3 protein-coding genes are annotated in these 2,809 nt (G+C 75.5%); 2 read left to right on the top strand and 1 reads right to left on the bottom strand.

The window, feature by feature from the left end:
• Positions 1–201 precede the first annotated feature (201 nt).
• Entirely contained in the window at positions 202–399 is a 198-nt protein-coding gene (locus LCD33_RS28460; protein WP_224978495.1) for a hypothetical protein, read from the top strand.
• 119 nt (positions 400–518) lie between these two features.
• Positions 519–1,382: an alpha/beta fold hydrolase gene (locus LCD33_RS28455; protein WP_224963219.1), complete on the top strand. Its 864-nt coding sequence runs from the start codon at positions 519–521 to the stop codon at positions 1,380–1,382.
• A 93-nt stretch (positions 1,383–1,475) separates the two neighbouring features.
• On the opposite strand, the gene LCD33_RS28450 is transcribed toward LCD33_RS28455, so the two are convergent.
• A complete protein-coding gene (locus tag LCD33_RS28450; protein WP_224969038.1) occupies positions 1,476–2,447 on the bottom strand; it encodes an LGFP repeat-containing protein in 972 nt (323 codons plus the stop codon).
• Positions 2,448–2,809 lie beyond the last annotated feature (362 nt).

Here is a 2,809-nt window from a genome sequence, read left to right as displayed (position 1 = left end):
CGGCGCGGCCGCCCCGCCGCGCCCCCCCCCCCCCGCGGGGGTGGGGGGGGGGGGGGGGGGCGGGGCCGCCGGGGGGGGGGGGGCCCCCGCCCGCCCCCCCCCACCAGGCTCCCCGCCGCCCGGCCCGTTCCGGCCCCGCCCGCTCCCGCCTTCCGGACCGCGTCGGCGGACGTCCTCGCGCCCCCGTCGTCCTGCGCGGACGTGCCGGACGAGGAGATCGTGTGGCCGGAGCAGGATCCGCAAGAGCACGCCGGCAGGCACCGGCTGCGCACCGACGACTGGTTCTGCCACCGGCTGGGCACGGCGCTCGCGCTGCTCGCGCACCGGGAGTTCCGCCCGGTGGCCCCGCCCGCGTTGCCGTCGCGCGTCGATATTCGCTTGCCCGGTGCCCTACTCTGACATCGTGATCAGCTGACGAAGCCGCCCGCTCGCCCTCGCGAGCCGTCCCGTTCCGCGACCGCGGAAGCCGGGCATCCCACGACGTTCCGGCGCGACCGCGCCGTCGGAGATGAGGCCCCATGTCAGCGAACCCCACCATCGTGCTGGTCCACGGCGCCGCGAGCACCGCGGGCGTCTGGTCGCCGGTGCAGCGCGAGCTGGCCCTGCGCGGCTACCGCAGCCTGGCGCCGGACCTGCCCGGGCACGGCCTGAACGCGCACCACCCGGCCGCCTACTACCAGTCCCCGCAGGACGTCGAGGCGTTCGCCACCGCCCCTTCCGCGCTCGCCGGGATCGGGATCGACGACTACGCCGAGCACCTGGAGGGGCTGCTGCGCCGCGTCGCCGAGCACGGTCCGGTGCTGCTGGCGGGCACCAGCGCGGGCGGCATCCCGATCACCGCGGTCGCCGAGCGGTGCCCGGAGCTGGTGGGCCGGCTCGTGTACCTGTCCGCGTGGTGCGCGGTGCGCTCGGAGTCGGTGGCCGATTCGGCGCGCTGGCCGGAGCACACCGGGAACCTGCTGGACGAGATCGGGTGGCCGGTCCTCGGCGATCCGGCGGAGCTGGGCGTGCTGCGGTTCAACCTGCGCGACTCCGACCCGGCGCGGTTCCGGGCGGCGAAGGCCGCGATGCTGGCCGAGGGCACCGACGACGAATTCCGCGCCCTGGTGGACGTGCTGGAGCCGGACGCGAACGTGCGCATCGGCGCGGAGCGGGTGCCGGCGACGGCGGAGCGCTGGGGCCGGGTGCCGCGCACGTTCGTGCGGTTCGCCGCGGATCGCTGCACCCCGCTGCCGGAGCAGGACCGCATGATCGCGGACGCGGACGCGCTGGCGCCCGCGAACCCGTTCGACGTGCGGACGCTCGACTGCGGGCACGTCGGGTACTTCTGCCGGCCGGTGGATTTCGCCGAGATCCTGGGCGGGCTCGCCGACGCGCTCTGACCGTCCGAAGTGGACCGATTCGGTCGGTCCACTTCGGACGGACGGGTGAGCGGGGCCGGACCGCTCCCCGCGGTGGTCCGGCTCGTCAGCGGATCACCACGGTGCGTCGCTGATCGCGCCGGTGTCCGGGTTGCGCAGGATGTAGCCGCCCTGGAAGTCCACCTGGACGCCGCCGTCGACCTCGTGCGGGTCGGACGTGGGGTAGCCGAGGTAGCCGGAGTAGCGGTCCAGGTCGTACCAGTGCCGCAGCACGTCGCCCCGCAGCCAGTGCGCCCCGGATTCCGGGGACCAGTAGACGGCCCCGGTCTCCTGGCGGCCGGAGAACTCGTTGAAGCGGCCGATGGCGTCGTCGGCGACCTGCTCGTCGGTCGTGGGGTAGCCGAGCTCGCCGGTCTCCCAGCCCTGCGCGGCCCATGCTTCGCGGATCGCGCCCTGCACCGAGTGCGCGCCCGTCTCCTCCGACCAGTACACCGAGGCGCCGTCCCCGTTCGGGCCGACGAAGTGGTTGTAGCTGCCGGATCCGTCGACGGTGGCGGTGGTCGTCTTCGTCGGGTAGCCGAGGTAGCCGACCTCCCAGCCCTTCGCCTCCCAGAAGTCCCGGATCGGGCCCCACACGCCCTGCGCCCCGGTCGCGTCGGTCCAGTAGATCGAGGCGGGCCCGGTCGCGTCGCTGCCCGCGAACTGGTTGTAGCGGCCGACTCCGTCCGGCGCGACGCGCTCGTCGGCGTCGGCGGCGCCGAGCACGTCGTAACCCCCGATGTCGTTGTACCGCGCGGCGATGTCGCCGTGGATCTCGGTGACGCCGGTGGCCTCGGTGTGGAACAACCAGCCGTACTGGAACCGCTGGTAGCTGGTCTCGCCGTCGGTGTGCTGCGAGTCGACCGGCTCGCCGAGCAGCTGCCGCAGGTCGGCGTCGTTCCAGTACCGCTCTTCGATCGGCGTGAAGGCCTGCTGCTGGGCCTGTCCGGCCGGTTCCGGCGCGGCGGCCGCGGTGGCGGCGGGTCCGGCGAGGGCGAGCGGCACGGCGGCCGCGGCGAGCACGATTCCCCAGTTCCTGGTGTTCAAGGCACGTCCCCTTTTCGCTTGCACAGCAAGGAATTTCCGTACGACTTGAGCACGCGGGGCGGGGTCGGCCGGTTGCCCCGGGTTTCGACGTTCACCGGTTCGGCCGCATCGGCCGGGATCCACGGCGGAGGCGTCGAGGCCGTGAAGTCCGAGCGTTCGGGCGAAAACGGGGGCGCGGGCGAGATCGGGGCCGGCGACCGGAATCCGGGCGGGGGCGGGCGTTCCGCGGAAGCGGGTGAAACGGGAAGAGGGGGGGGGGGGGGGGGGGGGGCGGCGGGGGGGGGCGCCCCCCCCGGCGGGGGGGCGGGGGGGGGGGGGGGGGGGGGGGGCGGGCGGGGGGGGGGGGGGGGGGCGGGGGGGCC

The organism is Saccharopolyspora sp. 7B, from assembly GCF_020177435.1.
Classification (GTDB): Bacteria; Actinomycetota; Actinomycetes; order Mycobacteriales; family Pseudonocardiaceae; genus Saccharopolyspora_C; species Saccharopolyspora_C gregorii.
This window is presented reverse-complemented; position numbering and strand designations above follow the sequence as displayed.